The following is a 17378-nucleotide window of genomic DNA, read 5'->3' as shown; positions in this document are numbered from 1 at the left end:
ACCGTCGCGTACGCCAGGGGCCGGTCTCCCGATGGGAGGCCGGCCCCTGCTGCCGTGGGTGTGGGCGGTCAGCCCAGCGTGGCCAGCTCGTTGATCAGCACGTTCGACATGACCTGGCCGTCGCGCTGCACCTCCCGCAGGTACCACTTCTGCTGCGGGGTACGCGGCTGGTTGAACTGCCAGATCCCGCGCGGGCTGTCGATCTGGCCGATCTTGCCGAGCGCCAGGTTGACCTGCTGCGGAGTCGGCGTGCCGCCGGTCAGCTGGATGGCCTGGTCGAGCACCTGCGCCGCGTCGTACGACGCCATGGCGTAGGTGGTCGGGGTGATCTGGTACTTCTTGCGGTACGCCGACGCGAACACCCGGTTGGACGTGTTGTTCAGGTCGGCCGAGTAGTTGAGCGCGGTCTGGATGCCGAGCGCGTTGTCCTTCAGGTTCTCCAGCACGGTGCCCTCGGTGAGGAAGCCGGGTGCGTAGACGGGGCCGGAGAACTCCTCGCGCAGCTGCTTGATGAACTCCACCGCGGCGGCTCCGGCGTAGAAGCAGAAGACCGCCGTGGGGTTCTTGGCCAGCGCCTTGTCGATGTCGACCGTGAACGCGGTCTTCCCCGGGTTGGGGTTGGCGGTGGTGTAGGTCACCGGGTCGGCGATCCGCGGGTCGGTGGCGCCGAACTCCTGGCGGAAGCCTCGCACCACGTCCGGGCTGCCGACGTTCTCCGGCATGATGATCGCGACGCGGCCGTTGGCGGGCAGGTGGTCGCGCAGGTAGCGGCCCAGCGCCCGGCCGGCCTCGTCCAGCACGTAGGACGTCCGCCAGATGTAGAAGACGCTCTGGAGGCTGCTCGGCGAGGCGTTGGAGCCGATGAGGGGGACCCGGGCCTGCTCGACGGTGTCCCGGATGCCGACCATCACGGCCGAGTTGACGATTCCGGTGAGCGCGAGCACGCCCTGCTTGAGCAGGTCGTCGACGGCGGCCTTGCCGGTCTTGGCGCTGTCACCCTCGTCGGCGGTCAGCAGGGTGACCGGGTGCCCGCCCAACCGCTGGTTGTGCATGTCCAGGAAGAGCTGGAAGCCGTTGGTGATGTCGTCACCGATGCTCTTGAACCCGCCGGCCTGGGGCGTGATCAGACCGATCTTGATCGGGCTCCCGTCGGCGGCGGGCTGGGCGTCGGTGTCGGAGCCGCAACCGGCGGCGAATCCGGTGGTACCGAGCGCGGCCAAGAGTTGGAGCGCCCGCCTGCGATTCATCTGCGACACCGAGTTCCTTCCCAGGAGCGTTGCAGGGCAGAACACACAGCCCCTCCGGCGTTCTACCTGCTCGGCGACGCTGCGTCAATGGCTAGTGATCATCGTGCAGGGACCGCAACACATCGAGGACGCGGGGCCAGGCCGAGGACTCCGGGTCAATCAGCCCGAAATGCTCCTGTCCAGGCAGTTCAAGAAGGGAAATATCGGATCCAGAGGCACGGGTCGCCGCCACGAAATCCCGGCTCATCGTCACCGGAACCTGTTGATCCTCCGAACCATGAACCACTACTGTCCGTGTTCGGATGGGCACCAACATCCGTGGATCGGCCGTCGCGTAGCGGTCCGGAACGTCGGCCGGGCCGCCCCCGAGCAGCGCCGCCACCGCGCCCGAGTCCAGATCCCGCCGGTACGCCTCGCCCAGGTCGGCCACCGGGGCCAGGGCCAGCACCCCGCCCACGGTCGCCGGCGCGGTGGCCGCCACGTACAACGCCAGGTGGCCGCCGGCGGAGTGCCCCACCAGGATCGGGGCGGCCCCGTCGACCCGGTGGGGCATCGCCTCGGCGGCCAGCTCCGGCAGCGCGGCGATGCCTGTCGACGCGTCGGTGAGCGTGCCCGGCCAGCCACCGCCGGGCTGCCCGGTGCGCCGGTACTCCAGCTGCGCCACCGGATACCCGAGCGCGGCGAGCGCGGCGGCGAGCGGACCGGTGTGCCGCCTGTCGTACCCGACCCGCCAGAAACCCCCGTGCACCACGACGACAAGCGGCCGCGCCGGTCCGGTACCCGCCGGAAACCGCAGGTCGGCCACCTGGTCCGGGTGGTCGCCGTATGCCACGGTGCGGTCGGGCTCCGGGGCGGGCCGGGTCAGCACGGCACGAGGGTCGGCAGGCATGGCGCGACGGTAGCGCGCCCCGCCCGGGTGGTTCGGCCCCGGAGTCGGTCCCGGCAGGCATGGCTCACGCCCGCTGGGTAAAGATGGACCACATGACCGAAGCGCGCTCCGCTGGACACAACGACGAGCCCGGCCCCGACGACTCCGGCCACTCCGGCACCGTGGTGGTGGTCGGGCCGGACGGCCGACCCATCGGCACCATGCAGACCGACGAGGGGCAGGGCGAGGACCCGACCCGCCTGGTCGAGCAGCCGGCCAAGGTGATGCGGATCGGCAGCATGATCAAGCAGCTCCTGGAGGAGGTCAAGGCCGCCCCCCTCGACGACGCCAGCCGCAACCGGATGCGGGAGATCCACGAGCGGTCGATAGTCGAGCTCAAGGAGGGCCTCGCGCCCGAACTGCGCGACGAGCTGGAACGCATCTCGCTGCCCTTCACCGAGGACCAGGCCCCGAGCGAGGGTGAGCTGCGGATCGCGCACGCGCAGCTCGTCGGCTGGCTGGAGGGCCTGTTCCACGGCATCCAGGCGGCCCTGGTCGCCCAGCAGATGGCCGCCCGGGTCCAGTTGGAGCAGATGCGCGGCGGCCGGCAGGCACTGCCCAGCGGCCCCGGCGGTGTCGTGCCGGGGATGCCGGGCATCGGCCAGCCCGGCGGTGGCGAGGGTCACAACACCGGCCAGTACCTCTGAGCTCAGCCCACCCCGAAGACCTTCTCCAGGTACGCCGCCACGCCGTCCTCGGTGTTCGCCGTCGTCACCTCGTCGGCGACCGCCAGGACGGCGCGGTGCGCGTTGGCCACCGCCACACCCCGCCCGGCCCAGGTCAGCATCGGTACGTCGTTGGGCATGTCGCCGAAGGCCAGCACGTCCTCGGCGGCGATCCCGAGCCGTTCGCAGTACCACGCCAGACCGGCGGCCTTGGTGACCCCGGCGGCGGAGATCTCCACGAGCCCGGACGACGACGAGTGCGTCGCCTCGGCCAGCCCCGCCACCGCCGCGGCGATCAGCTCGGCGAAGGCATCCGGGTCCTGTTCGCCGGCTCGGGCCAGCAGCTTCACCGCCGGCGCCGAGAGCAGCTCCTCGGGCGTCTCGACCGGCCGGATGCCGTCGGCGTCGGCGTCCCAGCGCAGCGGGTAGTGCGCCTCGTGCCGCATCTCCCGGCTGTCCAGGATCTCCACGGCGAAGCTGATGCCGGGCACCTCGGCGCGCAGCCGCCGGGCCACCTCCGCCAGGTGCTGCGGTGCGAGCGGATCGGCCCGCACCACCTCGTCGGCGAACGGGTCGTAGACCACGGCGCCGTTGGCGCAGACCGCCGGCAGTGGCTCGGCGAGCTGGTCGTACACCATCTTGAGCCAGCGGACCGGGCGGCCGGTGACCAGCACGACCGGCGTGCCGCGCGCGGAGATCCGCGCGATCAGGTCGGCGGTGCGCGGGCTCACCGTGTGGTCGTCGCGGATCAGGGTGCCGTCGATGTCGGTGGCGATCAGGCGGGGCGTCTCTCCCATCACCGGGACAGTAGCCGGTCCAGGTAGACGGCCACTCCGTCGTCGTCGTTTCGCAGGGTCACCTCGTCGGCGGCGGTGCGCAGGGCAGGGTGCGCGTTGGCGACCGCCACCCGGGACCAGCCGGCCCACTCGAACATCGGCAGGTCGTTGGGCATGTCACCGAAGACCAGGACGTCGGCCGGGTCCACCCCGAGGCTCTGCGCCACCACGGTCAGCCCGGTCGCCTTGTCCACGCCGGGCGGGCAGATCTCCACGAAGCCGAGCCCTGCCTGGGTGAGCGTGGCGACCTGCGGCGGGATGATCCGCCGGGCCACCGCCAGCAACTCGTCCACGTGGTGGTCGGCGGTCCGGGCGAACGCCTTGATCACGTCGCAGGAGAGGCACTCGTCGCGGGTGCGTGCCTCGAACCGGTCCTGGTAGGGCCAGCTCTCGTGGTAGTCGCCCCAGAGAGGCGCGTCGTGCTCGTCGGACGCCTCGACCATGACGGTGAGCGGGCCGACCTCGGCCTCCAGGTCGGTGAGCAGCCGGGCCAGCACCTCGGCGGGCAGCCGCTCGTCGCGCAGCACCACCGGGCCGGTCGGGTCGCTCTGGTCGACGACCCGACCACCGCCGGCCATCACCAGGAAGTCGGCGGCCCGGATGTCGTTGCGGGTCAGTTCGGTCAACCGCGGGCCGCGGCCGGTCGCGCCGACCACCGGAATTCCGGCGGCCCGCACCCGGTCGAGCACCCCGTGGGTGTACGCGGAGACGGTGTCATCGCTGCGGACGAGCGTCCCGTCGAGGTCGGTGGCGATCAGCTTGGGTAGTCCCGGGCGGGTCATCGTTCCTCCTTCGCCCGCCGCCGTCGCAGCCAGCCGTGCGGTCCTGGTGCAGAGACCCGGCGTGACGGCGGGCAGCAACCGTACCTCGCGAAACGGTCGCCAACCATGGCTTCCCGGCGAATCGGACCCGGTGCGGGGTCAGGTGTTCTCCGGGCGGGCGAAGGGGGCCGCAGGGGTCACGGTCAGGTCGGCGGGGCCGGTGAGGCCGGCCTCGTCCTCGACCTCGTCGCGGTGGCGGCGGCGGGGCCAGAGCCGCGCCGTCTCGTCCGTGGACGGGTCGTCCGGCACGGGCGTGCCTGGCGTCAGCCGCAGGGCCACCCCGAACAGGACGCAGGCGACGAACGCCATCACCAGGCCCCGGCCGTACTCGGCCCGGAAGCCGTCCTGCGGCGAGTAGAAGAAGTTCCGCTGGCCGGGATCGTTGAGTGTCGCCGTGGCCGCGATCAGCAACGCCAGCAGAGCGCCGGTCAGGGTGAGCCCCGCCAGTCGGGCGTTCTGCCGGACGGCCGCCGTGCCCCGCAGCGCCAGCGCCACGGTGCAGACCAGCAGGAGCAGCCCGACCAGATAGCCGATTCCGAAACCGCCGATCTCGGACACGCCAGCGGGCACCTCGATCGAGCTGTTCCCCTCCGGGCCGCCGTTGGGCAGGGTCATGACCAGCCACTCGCCGACCATCGACGCGACACCCGCGACCGCCCCCAGCCCGGCGACCAGCAGCGGAAGCCGGGGATCCCGGGTGAGACCGGCCAGGGACCGGCCGAACCGCCGGGTCGGCGCCGGATCGTCGGCGCCCCACTCGATCACGGCCGGGCCGTCGGGCGGGTCGCCCTGCCGGGGGATGGGCAGCTCCTCGGACATCGGCCATCCCTCCGCCGGTCACGGGCCTGCGTCGAATCATGGCACAGTCGGCCGTCGGTGACCTGAATCGCAGGGCGGGCGTCGGTGCCGGTCGGTCGCCCGACGGTCACCTTTCCGCTAGCGTTCTGCTCATGCCAATCCGTACCGCTTCAGCACAATGGCAGGGCAACCTCACCGAGGGCTCCGGCACCGTCCGCACCGGCAAGGGCGGCCTGTCGGGCAACTACTCCTTCAAGTCGCGCTTCGAGGAGGGCGAGGGCACCAACCCGGAGGAGCTGATCGCCGCCGCGCACTCCGGCTGCTTCTCGATGGCGTTCTCCAAGGCTCTCGCCGACGCCGGCGCGACCCCCACCTCGGTCGAGACCACCGCCAAGGTCCACCTGGACAAGACCGACGCCGGGATGACCGTGACCCGGATCGAGTTGGAGACCGTCGGCCAGGTGCCGGGGATCGACGACGCGGAGTTCCAGAAGCTCGCCGAGGCCGCCAAGGCCAACTGCCCGATCTCCCGCCTGCTCTCGCCGGGCGCCGAGATCACCCTCACCGCGCGCCTGGCTTCCTGAGCCGGACGACCCGCACACCGCGCGTTCACGAAGAGGGAGCCTCCGCCCGGTCACGGGCGGCCGCTCTCCTCTGCGTGGACGCGCGGTCCCGTCCCGGTCGTCCCCCAGTCCCCGGCCGGGTGCCGCCACGTCGGGCACAATGGGCGAGGTGCCGGTGGAGATGAGCCGTGAGCGCTTCGAGGAGCTGGTCGCCGAAGCCCTCGACGAGGTGCCCGAAGAGCTGCTCGGCCTGATGGACAACGTGGTCATCCTTGTCGAGGACGACCCGCCGCCGGGCGAGTCCGACCTGCTCGGTCTCTACGAGGGGCACGCGCTCACCGATCGCGGCTGGGACTATGCCGGCGTACTGCCGGACCGGATCTTCATCTACCGCCGTCCGATCCTGCGGATCTGCGACAACGACGAGGACGTCGTCGACGAGGTGGCGGTGACTGTGGTGCACGAGATCGCCCACCACTTCGGCATCGACGACGCGCGCCTGCACGCGCTGGGCTGGGGCTGAACCCCGCCCGCACCGCACCGCTCGGCTGATGGTCCGTGGTTGCCGTGGTCGCCTACCGTCGGTGCAGCAACGAGACACCGATCAGGAGGCCCTTTCATGCGCAGCGAGCTGTTCTCCGCGGAGAATCTGGAGAAGGAGTCCGCGCAGCCCGGCATGCGGCTGCAGAACTCCAAGATGTTGAAGATCGAGCTCAACGGCGAGGCGATGGCCCGGGTCGGGTCGATGGTCGCCTACCAGGGCAACGTCCAGTTCCAGGCGCTGGGCTCGGGCGGGCTCGGCAAGTTCCTCAAGCAGAAGCTCACCGGCGAGGGCGTCCCGCTGATGAAGGTCTCCGGTCAGGGTGACGTCTTCCTCGCCGAGCTGGCCAAGGACGTGCACATCATCGACCTGGAGCCCGGCGACGCGCTCTCCATCAACGGTTCCAGCGTGCTCGCCTTCGACTCCACCCTCCAGTACGACATCAGGATGGTCGGTGGGGCCGGGATGGCGTCCTCGTCCGGTCTGTTCAACTGCGTGTTCAGCGGCTACGGCCGGATCGCCATCACCACCAAGGGCACGCCCGTGGTGCTCAACGTGGACGCGCCCACGTACGTCGACCCGCAGGCCGCCGTCTGCTGGTCGGCGAACCTCCAGACCGGCTACCACCGGGCCGAGCAGCTCGGCCTCGGCACGCTGCTGGGCCGTCGTACCGGCGAGTCGTTCACGATGAGCTTCGCCGGCCAGGGCTTCGTGGTGGTCCAGCCGTCCGAGGAGCCGCCGGTCCTGGGCAGCGGTCAGCAGCAGCAGGAGGGCGGTCTGCTCGGCGGTCTGCTGAGCTGAGCACGCCGGTGCGGGCGTTCCCGGGTCGTCACCGGGGACGCCCGCGTCTGTGCGGTCAGGTCAACTCGCCGGTGCGCAGCCGGGCCAGCCAGGCCGCCGCGTCGGCGTAGTCGGTGTCGGACAGGCCCGCCGGGGCCGGCACCGGCCGCTCGGCCGCCGTCTGCGTCCAGCGGTGCCGGGGGTACGAGCCCAGGAAGCGGACGTCGGCGCAGACCCGGCGCAGCCCCTGCAACGCCTCGCCGAGCCGTACGTCGGCCACGTGGCCGGTGCAGTCCAGGAAGAAGACGTACCGGCCGAGCGCCTCACCGGTGGGCCGGGACTCGATCCGGGTCAGGTTGACCCCCCGTACGGCCAGCTCCATCAGCACCGACAGCAGCGCGCCGACCCGGTCGTGGGCGATGTAGACGGCCAGCGAGGTGAGATCGTCGCCGGTCGGCGGCGGGGGTGGCCCGGGACGCGCCACCAGGGCGAACCGGGTGACCGCGTCCGGATGGTCGGCGATCTTGTCGGCGAGCACGGTGAGCCGGTGCCGGGTCGCCCCGATCGGCGCGCAGATCGCCGCGTCGTACTCGCCGGACCCGGCGCCGGCGGCCGCCGCGCCGTTGGAGAGCACGTCCACCACCACCGCGTCGGGCAGGTGGTCGCGCAGCCAGCCACGGCACTGGTTGGACGCCTGCGGATGGGCCGCGACGACGCGGACCGATGTGAGCGAGGTGCCCGGCCGGGCACCGAGCACGAACTCCACAGGCAGGACCACCTCCCGGGTGATCACCAGAGGCTCGCCCTCGGCCATCTCGTCGAGGGTGACGCCCACCGCACCGCCGATCGAGTTCTCCAGTGGCACCAGAGCGGCGTCGGCGTCCCCCGCCCGGACGTGGTCCAACGCCTCCCCGACGCTGCGGGCGGGCGTACGGGTGCCGCGTTCGGCGGCGGGGACGGTGCGCAGGGCCTGCTCGGCGAAGGTGCCCTCCGGACCGAGGTAGACGAAGCGCGTCGGTGGTGTTCCCGGCATGTCGACCAGCCTACGCACCTGGCCCGATGGCCGGGCCGGCGTCGCAGGCGAGTGTCCGGATGCCGGCCGGCCCGGTGGCGCGTACCTCGATGGTGCACACGTCGGTGCCGGCGGTGACCAGTTCCGGCGCGGCCGGCCGGCCCCGGGTGACGACCTGGAGCTCCTCGTGGCCGGTCACCTCCACCACCGTGTACTGCCAGTCGGCGGCGCAGAGCGGCCCGGTGCGGACCTGGACCCGCACGTCGGGTGGGAGCACGCCGGCCCGGCCGCGCAGCAGTTGCACGACCCGCTGCCCGGTCGGCCCGTTCCGGCAGGGCGCCGCGACCAGTCCGGCGTCCGGGGTGGCCGACGGGGTGCGGAAGGCCGGGACGGACGGCGCGGTGCTGGGCGTGGCGCCGGGGGTACGCGTCGGGGCCGGAGTGGGGGATCCGGTGGTGGTGGGCGGCGTGTCCGGGGCCCGTAGCTCGGGTGGGGCGCCGCAGCCGGCCGACGCGGCGATGACGAGCAGAGTGAGCGCCGGCAGTACAGCGTGCGTCATCGTCCGCGACCGGGTGGGCGACGCGCGGGGGTACGGGGTGAACGGCACGGGCCGATCCTCGGGACATCGGAGAATTCTTCGCGGCCGGGGGTGGCCGAGCCCATCGTAGGGGGAGCGGCCGGCCGGGTGAAGCTCAGCCGAGGACGCGGTGCCCGGCTCGCTCCAGCGCGGCCCTGCCCTCGCCCAGCCGGACGGCCGGCACCAGCACGTAGTCGGTGTCGAACGTGGAGAAGGTGACCACGCTGACCCGGGCCTCGGCGAGCGGGTCGACGAGCGCGGCAAGTGTGCCGGTGCTGGGCAGGTCCGCCGGGCCGGCGACCCGTAGGCAGCGCCACGCCGTCTCCACCACGGCCCGCTCGGGCACCCGGTCGGCCGGGCAGATCACCGAGATCCCGTCGGCGGTCCAGCTCACGGTGACCACGTCGGCGCGGCCCAGCCCGTTCGACAGCTCTGCTGGCAGGGCGGCGTCGGCGGCCAGGCGGCACACGGCGTACTCCCCCGGCAGGAGAGCGATATCGAGCATGAGGGCACCCTACGGTCTCGGTGCGGACGCGCCCCAGCATTGTCGCGTGCGGCGAAGGACACACTCCGCCGCAGGTCAGACCTCGGAGAAGAAGGTGAGGGAGCCGGCCACGCCGCCGTGCGCGTGCACCGGCGTGGAGATCGCGTCGACTGTCGCGTCGGAGCTGCCCGCCGAGGCGGCCTGCACCCGGAGCAGCCCGCGGGCGAGTCGACCGGAGGAGAGCGCCAGCAGGGGCGGGATCTTGTCGATCTCGGCCTCGGTCAGCTCGCCCCGGTTGGCGGTGAAGTCGAGTAGGCGCAGCCCGCCGTCGAGCAGCGGCCGCCCGATCAGGCCGTCCGGTTCGCCCAGGCAGAGCAGCTCGCAGCCGGCCGTGGAGATCGCCACGACCCGGGTGTCGGCATCGATCAGCAGGCAGGGCTCGTCGGCGCGGCACACCGTGGAGGACCACTGGCCGAAGTTGTCGAACTCCGGCTCTGTCGAGGCCCGCGCCGCTGGCACGAACACTTCCGAGAGCGAAAGTTCGACGTGGGCCACCGAGCCTCCTATGTACACCGACGGACTGTCCACGCTAGCGGGTCACCGACAGAACCACCGAGCGCACCGGGTCGCCGACCACTCGACTGAGCCGAGACGGCCGGTGACGGCGCGGGAGCCGGTGGGTGAACGGGGGGACCGGAGCCGCGTGGCGTCGCCGGTGACGTTACCGGTGGTGGGCCGGCTTGTCAGCGGCCGTTCGGCCCTCCTCGTACCACCGGTAGTCGGCCGTTGGACGGTACGTGCCGTTCAGCCAGGTCCCGGGGTGTTGTGCCACCCGGGACAGCTTTTCGGCGGTGGCCGGGCTGATCCGGCTGCCGCCGGCCACGAGGAGCCGGTCCAGCTCCCGGTGGGTGGCCATCAGACAGTCCTTCGGCAGGCCGTAGACGCTGATCACGCCGGAGCCGACGAACGTCAGCACCGGCGTGACCGGGACGGGCAGCCCCACGGCGTCCGACAGGGCCTTGCTGGCGCGCTTGGCGTCCCGGCGGGCCTCGGCCACGTACGGCGGCCGCTTGCCGTTGATCTGCACCACGTCCCCGGCGACGAGCACGCGGGCCCGGCCGTGGTCGGCGATGGTCACCGCGAACAGGCCGCTCGGCCCGATGGCGAGGAACCCGGCCCGGTCGTCCTGGGTGCGGTCGAGTAGGGCGTCCGCCACATCGGTGCGGGGCCACTCGATCACGTGCCAGGCTGGCCCGAGGTGGTCGAGTTGGCCGAGCGCCCGTGCACCGGCCGCCTCCAGCCGCCGGGCACCCCGCTCGGCCCGACGACGACGGGCCCATTCGAGCGGTGTCGGACGGATCGGCGCGAGAGCCCCGGTCGACTCGACCCGAGGGTGGGGCACCGCCACGGGCGGCAGTGCCCGAGCGGACGGTACGGCTCGTCGTGCGGGAAAGACAGTCATCGTCGTCGACCTCCGGCAAAAGGTCCCTCGAAGTTATGTCCTCACTACCCTACGTTGTCACTCCCGGTGTTCGGCAAGCCGGAGCGCCGGAGTGAGTACGGATGAATGCCATATTCATCCACAGTTCTTTTCTCGGATGCCGCCAAACCCTGCCCTACGCTGCGGGAGTGACCCACTACGTCGACAGCGAAGTCGGCCGGCTCGGCACCGTACTGCTGCACCGGCCCGGACCGGAACTGGCCCGGCTCACCCCCCGAAACAACGACTCGCTCCTGTTCGACGCGATCCCCTGGGTGGGACGCGCCCAGGAGGAGCACGACGCGTTCGCCGCCGCGCTGCGCGAACGCGGCGTCGAGGTGCTCTACCTGGCGACCCTGCTGACCGAGACGCTGGCCGTGGCGGACGCCCGTGCCGAACTCACCGAGCAGGTGCTGCGCTCGCGGCGGCTCGGTGACACCCTGCGCGCCCGCGTCGCCGACCACCTCTCCTATCTGGACCCGGCCGCCCTGGCCGACGTGTTCACCGCCGGCCTTGCCCACGAGGAGCTGCGGATCAGCTCGGAGCGACCGGGCGGGCTGGTCTACACCCTGATGGACCGGCACGACTTCGTCATCGACCCACTGCCCAACCTGCTGTTCACCCGGGACTCGTCGCTGTGGATCGGCGACCGGGTGGGCGTCACCAGCCTCGCCATGCCGGCCCGCCGCCGCGAGACCACCCTCACCGACGCCATCTACCGCCACCACCCGCGCTTCGCCGGCACCGAGTTCGTCTACCGGCCGCAGCTGGAGCACCTGGAGGGCGGGGACGTCCTGCTCCTCGCACCCGGGGTGCTGGCCGTCGGCGTCGGCGAGCGGACCACCCCGGCCGGAGCGGAACGCCTCGGTCGGCAGGTATTCGCCGCCGGGCTGGCCCACACCATCCTGGTGGTGCCGATCGCCCAGGAACGCGCCACCATGCACCTGGACACCGTGTGCACGATGGTCGACTCCGACGCCGTGCTGATGTACCCCAACATCGCCAGCACGCTCTCCGCGTACACGGTGATCGCCGGCGCGGACGGCGAGGACCCGCGGGTGGACGGCCCGGCGCCGTTCCTGCGGGCCGCCGCCGACGCGATGGACCTGGACCAGCTCCGGGTCATCGACACCGGACTGGACCCGGTCACCGCCGAACGGGAGCAGTGGGACGACGGCAACAACACCCTCGCCCTGGCGCCCCGGCTCTGCGTCGGGTACGAGCGCAACACCGAGACGAACGCCCAACTGGAGCGGGCCGGCATCGAGGTGATCCCGATCGCCGGATCGGAGCTGGGCTCGGGGCGGGGTGGCCCCCGCTGCATGTCCTGCCCGATCTCCCGTGATCCGTTGCCGGTGGCCGGGTGAGCGGGACGGCCGCGCTCAGCGCAGGGTGAGCTGGCGGCCGAGCAGCCCCTGCCGGGCGCGCCGGCCGGCGGCGTCCAGCGGGTCGGTGGCGGCGAGGGCCTCGGCGTACCGCTTGGCGAACTGCGCGACCGGGTCCTCCCAGTCGGTCGCCGGGGTCTCCTCCGGCAGATCCCAGACCGGCACCAGGCGACCGTGCGCGCGGAACATGCCGGCGAACTTGGTCTGCTCGCCGAGCGTCAGCGCGCCGGCCGCGCCGAGGCGGGCCAGCGCGTCCAGGGCGGCGTCCTCGTCCTCCGGCAGCACCCAGCGCACGTGGGCCTTCTCCGGGACCTGGCACCAGTAGGCGGCCTTCGCCGCGCTGAGCCGCACCGTCGGGTAGATGGCCGCGTTCGCCCGCTCCAGGGACGCCTGGACGGTCGGGTCGTCCGCCGCGCCGGGGTCGAGCCAGAACTCGAACCCATCGTGCATGCTGATCTCCAGTGGGCCGTCCACCAGGATGTCCTGAAGTCGGGGGCCGGGGCCGGGCAGCGGCGGAACGGCCACCTGGTCGCCCGGCTCGGTCCGCAACGCGCACAGCAGCGCCTCGGCCAGGTCCCGCGAGACGTCGCCGGACTGCTGGTGGCGTTGCAGACCGATCAACACCCGGCCGTCCGGCTTGGTCATCGCCGGGGCGGCCATCGGCAGCACGGTGGCCAGCGTGGCGGGCCGGTCGCCGAACTCCTCGATCAGGGCGGGCGTCAGGCGCAGCGGCGCCGACGCGGCGGGCACCAGCTCGCGCAGCGCGATCCACTCGGGCTCGTCGACCAGCCCCTCGAACGGTCGCGGGACGAAGACGTCCCGCACCTTGTCCCGGCGGGGGGCGGTGTCGGCGCGCTGGCTCTTTCGACGCTTGCTCACGGCGTCACAGCCTAGAGGCCCGGCCGGCTCGTCGTGGGCCGGACCCGCCTCGCCGCGACGTTCAGCCCGCCGCCACCAGGTCCGATCGGGTCGTGGGGGTCGGGTCGAACTCCGCCCAGACGCGCTGGCCCATGCCGTCGCGCTCGACGCCCCAGCGGGTGGCCAGGCCGGCGACGATGTGCAGGCCGCGCCCGTCCGCCGCGTCCGGGCTGGCCGTGCGCAGCCGTGGACCGCCGACTGCGCCGCCGTCGGTCACCCGCAACTGGATCCGCGGACCCTCCAGCGACGACCGCAACCGCCAGGCCACCCGGACCACGCCGCCGGGCAGCGGCCGGGCGTGGCGCACCGCGTTGCCCACCAGTTCGGCGAGGACCGCGATCAGATCCGCGAGGAGAGCCGGGGGTACGACGGCACCCAGCTCGTCGGCGAGCCGGTGCCGGGCCAACCGCGCCCCGGCGGGGTGGTGCGGAACCACCACGCACCAGGCCCGTTCGCTCACTGCCGCTGCCACCGTCGCCTCCACGTCGGGCCACCGCTGGTCAACCGCGCGGTAGCCGCACCTCTGCGACCGTACCGCCGCCGGTCCTCGGACGTAGGGATACCCATCCATTCTGTTGTTCAACGATCCGGCGGACGAGATAGAGCCCGAGACCGGCGCCGGGGTATCCGCGCCGGTCGCCGGACTCCCCCTGCCAGAACCGGTCGAACGCCCGCTCCACGTGGTCGGGGCGGATGCCGATACCCCGGTCACTGACCCGGAACGCCACAAGCTGACCGTCGACGCCCGCGGTGATCTCGATGGGGGAGTCCGGGGGCGAGTACTTGCCGGCGTTCGTGGCCAGCTCGGTCAGCACGGTGGTGAGGCTGGGGCGGTGACCCAGCGCCTTGGGCAGGCCGGACGGGAGACGCAGCACCAGGCGGTGGCGCAGCTCGGCCGGCAGGTCGTCGACGGCGGCGCGAAGCGCCTCACCGAGGTCGAACGGGGTGGGCGGGTCGTCGCCCGGCCCCGCCTCGGCAGCCGAGGAGAGCAGCCGGTCGACGAGCCGGGCCAGCTCGTTGGCCCGCTGCCCGATCACCCGGGCGGCCTGTCGTCGGTCCGCCTCGGTCAGCGACTCCCAGTGGTCGGTGAGCGTGTCCGCGTACCCCTTGATCACGGTGACCGGCGTGCGCAGCTCGTGGCTGGTCACCGCGACGAACAGGTCGCGGTCGTGGTCCCGGCGCTGCTGGTCGGTGATGTCGCGGAAGGTGACCACCCGCAGGGCGCCCGGGCCGGGCAGCTCGCCGGAGGTGATCCGCAGCCAGCGCCCGTCCGGCAGCCGGTGGTCCCGGACCTGGCCGGACGGTGGCAGCGGGAGCGGCAGCGGACGGCTCAGCGCCTGCTCGGCGGAACGGCCGGTGACCTGCGCGGCGGCCGGGTTCCAGAGGCGTACGTGGCCGTCCCGGTCGACCACGGCCAGCCCGTCGGCGAGCGCCGCCACGACCGGACCGTCGCCGTGCACCGGAAGGCCGGTCTGATCGCCGTACATGTGCCCGACGCAGGAGGCGAGGTAGGCGACCACGCCCTGCCGCTCGGCTCCCTGCTCGTCGTCGTCCGGGTAGAACGCGTGCAGGCTGCCGACGGTGTGCCCGCCGATCTCGGCCCGGGACACCACCATCCGGCGCAGGCCGCTGCCGGCTAGCTCGCCGCTCAGTTTGCCGCTGAGGTCCGCCACCCGGACCTGGCGTACCCGGGGGCCGGAGAGCAGGCAGACGGTGTCCGGGTCGTCGACCGTCAGCGGGCGGCCGAGGGCCCACTCCGCCGCGCCGGTCGCGGCGATCACCCGGCCGCCGGTCGGGCCGAACTCGACGAAGGCCATCCCGCTCGCCTCGAGTGCCGGCTGGGCCACCCGGAGCAGCTGGGTGAGGACCGGCAGGCCCGCGTCACCAGAGTTGATCATTTCGATGACGACGGTGTGGCCGGCGATGAGAGCGGGGAAGTCGATTCGCTCCGGCATGGGCCGAGTCTGCCCCGTCGGCGCGCGTTTGGGCACCCCCGCCGGTCGGTGCCGGTCACCGGTCCAACCGGGCCAGGGCGTGCGCCGGCCGGTCCGTGATGATCCCGTCCACCCCGGCCGCCAGCACCAGCTCCAGGTCGTCCGGCTCGTTGACCGTCCAGACGTACACCTGGTTGCCGGCCGCGCGCAGCGCCGGCAGCAGCTGCGGACGGGCCCGGACCAGGCCGATGCCCGGCCCGGCGATGCGGGCGCCGAACGGCAGCCGACCGGGCCGCAGCACCCGCGGCAGCACCTCCAACAGCAGCACCGTGGGCAGCGCCGGAGCCAGCTCGCGGACCCGACGGACCGCCAGCGGGGAGAACGACATCACGGTCACCTGAACCGGGTCGTCCGGCGCCGGTTCGGCCAGCCCGTACCGCCGCAGCAGATCCACCAGGCGGCGCTCGACCGCCGAGCCGTACCGGGACGGGTGCTTCGTCTCCACCAGCAGCCGGACCGGCCGGCCGGCGTCGAGCACCGCGTCGAGCAGCCGCTCCAGGGTCAGCAGCCTGGTGTGCGAATCGTCAGGTGGCAGGTCGCCGCCCGCCGCGCTGCCCGGATGCCAGGAACCAAAGTCCAGCGCCTCCAGCTCGGCGAGGGTACGCGCGCTGACCAGACCGCGACCGTTGCTGGTGCGGTCCAGCCGCCGGTCGTGGACGCAGACCAGGTGCCCGTCCCGGGTCAGCCGGACGTCGCACTCCAGGCCGTCCGCGCCCTCGTCCAGGGCGCGCAGGTACGCGGCGAGGGTGTGCTCCGGAAGGTCGTACGAGGCGCCGCGATGCGCGAAGACCAGTGGCCCGCCCATTCCGGCCGCCTCAGATGACCTGGCCGGGCTGCCCGTTCGCGTCGACCACCGGGCGGCCGACGGCGGCCCACTGGCGCATCCCGCCGTCGGCGTTCCGCACCTGCTCCCAGCCGTTGTTCACCAGGTAGGCGACGACCTGGGCGGAACGTCCGCCGGAGCGGCAGATGACCGCCACGTCCCGGTCGGTGGGCACCTCGGCCAGGCGCGCCGGCAGCTCCATCATCGGCAGGTGGTGGGCGGTGGGGGCGTGGCCGGCCGCCCACTCGTCCTCCTCCCGCACGTCCAGCAGGTAGGTGTCGTCGGCGATCTCGGTCACGGGCACGGTGGGAACCTGGGGTCCGAACACAGGAAGCAACACTAGATCCTCGTCGGCCGGATCGGCACCGACCGGGCCGTCGACACCGTCACAACCGGGACACCCAGCGTGGGTTGGCCTGCGCCCAGGCGGGCACCCGAGTCCCGCGTACGGCCTCGAAGAGCCCGTTGCCGCCGTTGTCCAGCACCACGTACGACACCTCGTCGATGGTCTGCGGCGACGACGGCACCTGGACGCCGTGCATCCCGTCGGGCGGCAGCGCGCGCAGCGCGAGGAGCAGGTCCTCCAGGGGTACGCCGTTGGTGTCGACGGTCAACGAACCGCCAACGGCCCGCAGCACCTGGTCCAGTTTGATCGGGTTGCTGCGCAGGTCCGCCCTGCCGGCGCTGTCCAGCATCGCCCGCAGGAGCTGCTGCTGGTGGTGCTGCCGGTCGTAGTCGCCCCCGGGCAGGTCGTAGCGCTGCCGTACGTAGTCCAGCGCCTGCGCGCCGTCCATCTGCTGGCAGCCGGTGGGGAAGACCCGGTTGGTGTGGATCGAGCGGACCTCGGTGTCCACGCACATCCGCACCCCGCCGAGCAGGTCGATGACCTTCCGGAAGCCGGAGAAGTCGATCAGGGCGGCGCCGTCGAACCGGATGCCGGTGAGCCGGGTCAGGGTGGTGGAGAGCAGTCTCGTGCCGCCCTCTCCACCGCCACCGTGCTCGTACGCGGCATTGATCTTGTCCGGTCCGCCGGCAAACCCGTTCCCGGGTGGGATGGCGACCAGCAGGTCACGCGGGATGGAGACCAGGTACGCCTCCCGCTGTCCGGCGGGGACGTGCACGATGAGGATGGTGTCGGAGCGCTGGTCGTTCCCACTGTCGCCGGGACGGCGGTCGGAGCCCACCAGCAGGTAGTTGAGCGGCCCGTCCAGGTCGGTCCGGCTGGCGCGCGCACCGGCGTCGAGCAGTTGCTCCTTGGTGACCGTGCGGTCGTACCGGTTGCTGAGTGTCCTGAGGCCGACCACGGCGAGCCCGGCCAGCAGGACGAGGGCCAGGCCGATGCCGAGCAGGATCCGTGGCCCGCGGGCGCGACGGGACCGGGCGGGTCCGGCCGGACCCGCCGTGGTGCGTCCGGACCTGGACGTGACCGCCTCCCCGCAGCCGATACGTGAAACCTGCTCACGTCAGACTACGGACGGTGACGTACCGGGGGCGGCGTTTCCGCGACTTCGGCCGCCACCGTGGCC

Annotated in this window: 21 protein-coding genes; 5 read left to right on the top strand and 16 right to left on the bottom strand. The window is 72.7% G+C overall.

The annotated features are described in order from the left end of the window. Positions 1–68: 68 nt before the first annotated feature. Positions 69–1256 (bottom strand): ABC transporter substrate-binding protein, encoded by a 1188-nt coding sequence (locus tag ABZS77_RS00560; RefSeq protein WP_354814957.1) that lies wholly within the window; start codon positions 1254–1256, stop codon positions 69–71. A gap of 82 nt (positions 1257–1338) precedes the next feature. Then, positions 1339–2136, bottom strand: coding sequence for an alpha/beta hydrolase (locus tag ABZS77_RS00555; RefSeq protein WP_354814954.1), 798 nt, complete (start codon positions 2134–2136; stop codon positions 1339–1341). 83 nt (positions 2137–2219) lie between these two features. Here ABZS77_RS00555 and ABZS77_RS00550 point away from each other — a divergent pair, with 83 nt between their 5' ends. Continuing rightward, positions 2220–2822: a bacterial proteasome activator family protein gene (locus ABZS77_RS00550; protein WP_354814951.1), complete on the top strand. Its 603-nt coding sequence runs from the start codon at positions 2220–2222 to the stop codon at positions 2820–2822. Between the two features lie 2 nt (positions 2823–2824). On the opposite strand, the gene ABZS77_RS00545 is transcribed toward ABZS77_RS00550, so the two are convergent. From ABZS77_RS00545 to ABZS77_RS00535, 3 genes are all read right to left on the bottom strand, one after another. After that, on the bottom strand, positions 2825–3637 hold the full coding sequence (locus tag ABZS77_RS00545) for an HAD family hydrolase (RefSeq protein ID WP_354814948.1): 813 nt from the start codon (positions 3635–3637) through the stop codon (positions 2825–2827). After that, a complete protein-coding gene (locus ABZS77_RS00540; protein WP_354814945.1) occupies positions 3637–4458 on the bottom strand; it encodes an HAD family hydrolase in 822 nt (273 codons plus the stop codon). Before ABZS77_RS00540 ends, ABZS77_RS00545 begins: the two co-directional genes overlap by 1 nt. A 138-nt stretch (positions 4459–4596) precedes the next feature. After that, entirely contained in the window at positions 4597–5316 is a 720-nt protein-coding gene (locus ABZS77_RS00535) for a hypothetical protein (RefSeq protein WP_354814942.1), read from the bottom strand. Between the two features lie 131 nt (positions 5317–5447). Here ABZS77_RS00535 and ABZS77_RS00530 point away from each other — a divergent pair, with 131 nt between their 5' ends. The 3 genes from ABZS77_RS00530 to ABZS77_RS00520 all read left to right on the top strand — a co-directional run bounded on the left by ABZS77_RS00530 (position 5448) and on the right by ABZS77_RS00520 (position 7200). Beyond that, complete coding sequence (locus ABZS77_RS00530) at positions 5448–5879, top strand: OsmC family protein (RefSeq protein WP_354814939.1); 432 nt, start codon at positions 5448–5450, stop codon at positions 5877–5879. A gap of 154 nt (positions 5880–6033) precedes the next feature. Next, the gene (locus ABZS77_RS00525) at positions 6034–6381 is read left to right on the top strand and encodes a metallopeptidase family protein (protein WP_354817044.1); all 348 of its coding nucleotides are present in this window, start codon (positions 6034–6036) and stop codon (positions 6379–6381) included. Between the two features lie 96 nt (positions 6382–6477). Further along, positions 6478–7200, top strand: a complete 723-nt coding sequence (locus tag ABZS77_RS00520; RefSeq protein WP_196920294.1) for an AIM24 family protein — start codon at positions 6478–6480, stop codon at positions 7198–7200. A 55-nt stretch (positions 7201–7255) separates the two neighbouring features. On the opposite strand, the gene pheA is transcribed toward ABZS77_RS00520, so the two are convergent. The 5 genes from pheA to ABZS77_RS00495 form a co-directional block, all read right to left on the bottom strand. After that, the gene (pheA, locus tag ABZS77_RS00515; RefSeq protein ID WP_354814936.1) at positions 7256–8212 is read right to left on the bottom strand and encodes a prephenate dehydratase; all 957 of its coding nucleotides are present in this window, start codon (positions 8210–8212) and stop codon (positions 7256–7258) included. Positions 8213–8222: 10 nt separating this feature from the next. Further along, on the bottom strand, positions 8223–8750 hold the full coding sequence (locus tag ABZS77_RS00510) for a hypothetical protein (protein WP_354814933.1): 528 nt from the start codon (positions 8748–8750) through the stop codon (positions 8223–8225). A gap of 133 nt (positions 8751–8883) precedes the next feature. After that, positions 8884–9273 carry an ACT domain-containing protein gene (locus ABZS77_RS00505; RefSeq protein ID WP_354814930.1) on the bottom strand — a complete coding sequence of 130 codons (390 nt, stop codon included), beginning with the start codon at positions 9271–9273 and terminating at the stop codon, positions 8884–8886. 75 nt (positions 9274–9348) lie between these two features. Beyond that, on the bottom strand, positions 9349–9807 hold the full coding sequence (locus ABZS77_RS00500; protein WP_354814927.1) for a hypothetical protein: 459 nt from the start codon (positions 9805–9807) through the stop codon (positions 9349–9351). Positions 9808–9973: 166 nt separating this feature from the next. Then, entirely contained in the window at positions 9974–10714 is a 741-nt protein-coding gene (locus ABZS77_RS00495) for a hypothetical protein (protein WP_354814924.1), read from the bottom strand. Positions 10715–10881: 167 nt separating this feature from the next. On the opposite strand from ABZS77_RS00495, the gene ABZS77_RS00490 reads away from it, so the two are divergent. Next, positions 10882–12099: an arginine deiminase gene (locus ABZS77_RS00490; protein WP_354814921.1), complete on the top strand. Its 1218-nt coding sequence runs from the start codon at positions 10882–10884 to the stop codon at positions 12097–12099. A gap of 15 nt (positions 12100–12114) precedes the next feature. On the opposite strand, the gene ABZS77_RS00485 is transcribed toward ABZS77_RS00490, so the two are convergent. The 6 genes from ABZS77_RS00485 to ABZS77_RS00460 all read right to left on the bottom strand — a co-directional run bounded on the left by ABZS77_RS00485 (position 12115) and on the right by ABZS77_RS00460 (position 17156). After that, a complete protein-coding gene (locus ABZS77_RS00485; protein ID WP_354814918.1) occupies positions 12115–12996 on the bottom strand; it encodes a DUF5926 family protein in 882 nt (293 codons plus the stop codon). A gap of 61 nt (positions 12997–13057) precedes the next feature. Further along, positions 13058–13474 carry an ATP-binding protein gene (locus ABZS77_RS00480; protein WP_354817041.1) on the bottom strand — a complete coding sequence of 139 codons (417 nt, stop codon included), beginning with the start codon at positions 13472–13474 and terminating at the stop codon, positions 13058–13060. A 61-nt stretch (positions 13475–13535) separates the two neighbouring features. Continuing rightward, a complete protein-coding gene (locus ABZS77_RS00475; protein ID WP_354814915.1) occupies positions 13536–14990 on the bottom strand; it encodes an ATP-binding protein in 1455 nt (484 codons plus the stop codon). Positions 14991–15045: 55 nt separating this feature from the next. Next, positions 15046–15834, bottom strand: a complete 789-nt coding sequence (locus ABZS77_RS00470; RefSeq protein ID WP_354814912.1) for a glycerophosphodiester phosphodiesterase family protein — start codon at positions 15832–15834, stop codon at positions 15046–15048. Positions 15835–15844: 10 nt separating this feature from the next. Beyond that, entirely contained in the window at positions 15845–16180 is a 336-nt protein-coding gene (locus ABZS77_RS00465; RefSeq protein WP_354814909.1) for a rhodanese-like domain-containing protein, read from the bottom strand. Positions 16181–16238: 58 nt separating this feature from the next. Continuing rightward, the gene (locus tag ABZS77_RS00460; protein WP_354814906.1) at positions 16239–17156 is read right to left on the bottom strand and encodes an LCP family protein; all 918 of its coding nucleotides are present in this window, start codon (positions 17154–17156) and stop codon (positions 16239–16241) included. Positions 17157–17378: the final 222 nt, after the last annotated feature.

Source organism: Micromonospora sp. NPDC005298, from assembly GCF_040607375.1.
Taxonomy (GTDB): domain Bacteria; phylum Actinomycetota; class Actinomycetes; order Mycobacteriales; family Micromonosporaceae; genus Micromonospora.
This window is presented reverse-complemented; position numbering and strand designations above follow the sequence as displayed.

Excerpts from the sequence above, each read along its gene's own strand:
- ABZS77_RS00555 (WP_354814954.1), bottom strand. The coding sequence starts at position 2,136 with ATGCCTGCCGACCCTCGTGCCGTGCTGACCCGGCCCGCCCCGGAGCCC.
- ABZS77_RS00550 (WP_354814951.1), top strand. The coding sequence starts at position 2,220 with ATGGACCACATGACCGAAGCGCGCTCCGCTGGACACAACGACGAGCCC.
- ABZS77_RS00545 (WP_354814948.1), bottom strand. The coding sequence starts at position 3,637 with ATGGGAGAGACGCCCCGCCTGATCGCCACCGACATCGACGGCACCCTG.
- ABZS77_RS00540 (WP_354814945.1), bottom strand. The coding sequence starts at position 4,458 with ATGACCCGCCCGGGACTACCCAAGCTGATCGCCACCGACCTCGACGGG.
- ABZS77_RS00535 (WP_354814942.1), bottom strand. The coding sequence starts at position 5,316 with ATGTCCGAGGAGCTGCCCATCCCCCGGCAGGGCGACCCGCCCGACGGC.
- ABZS77_RS00530 (WP_354814939.1), top strand. The coding sequence starts at position 5,448 with ATGCCAATCCGTACCGCTTCAGCACAATGGCAGGGCAACCTCACCGAG.
- ABZS77_RS00520 (WP_196920294.1), top strand. The coding sequence starts at position 6,478 with ATGCGCAGCGAGCTGTTCTCCGCGGAGAATCTGGAGAAGGAGTCCGCG.
- pheA (WP_354814936.1), bottom strand. The coding sequence starts at position 8,212 with ATGCCGGGAACACCACCGACGCGCTTCGTCTACCTCGGTCCGGAGGGC.
- ABZS77_RS00510 (WP_354814933.1), bottom strand. The coding sequence starts at position 8,750 with ATGACGCACGCTGTACTGCCGGCGCTCACTCTGCTCGTCATCGCCGCG.
- ABZS77_RS00505 (WP_354814930.1), bottom strand. The coding sequence starts at position 9,273 with ATGCTCGATATCGCTCTCCTGCCGGGGGAGTACGCCGTGTGCCGCCTG.
- ABZS77_RS00495 (WP_354814924.1), bottom strand. The coding sequence starts at position 10,714 with ATGACTGTCTTTCCCGCACGACGAGCCGTACCGTCCGCTCGGGCACTG.
- ABZS77_RS00475 (WP_354814915.1), bottom strand. The coding sequence starts at position 14,990 with ATGCCGGAGCGAATCGACTTCCCCGCTCTCATCGCCGGCCACACCGTC.
- ABZS77_RS00470 (WP_354814912.1), bottom strand. The coding sequence starts at position 15,834 with ATGGGCGGGCCACTGGTCTTCGCGCATCGCGGCGCCTCGTACGACCTT.